At 63.5% G+C, this 400-nt stretch carries 1 protein-coding gene; it reads right to left on the reverse strand.

Going from position 1 to position 400, the window contains the following annotated elements:
- Positions 1-400, reverse strand: a 400-nt coding sequence (locus tag AC07RN_RS21435) for a hypothetical protein (RefSeq protein WP_478337292.1), incomplete at both ends; no start/stop codon positions are given.

Here is a 400-nt window from a genome sequence, read left to right on the forward strand (position 1 = left end):
CTGGCGCTCTTGAGGACGTTGCCGATGATGTCGCCGATGAAGCCGGCCGGGTCGTTGATGATCGCGGAGCCGGCCGAACCGGAGGAAATCGGGCCCGCCGAGCCGAAGCCTGACGAATCCAAGCTGCCCGTGACGGCCTCACCCGGATTCTTGGAACGGACCGTGACGCAGACACCGATCGGATTCCACTTCTGGTCGCCCCACATGTCGGGGGTCATGGACGCGCCGCTGTCGAGCACGGTGCCCACCACCGGAACGTTCTCCGGAACCCGGTACTTGGTGACGAACTCAGCAGTGTTGCTGAGATCGATGCGCCATCCCAGACCCGAAGTGATCGTCGCGGAGTTGGCGTTCAGGTCGATCGACGGAGTGATCTCCTTGCCGTTCATCGTCGCCGACT

The organism is Lelliottia sp. GFLA7 (genome assembly GCF_056490165.1).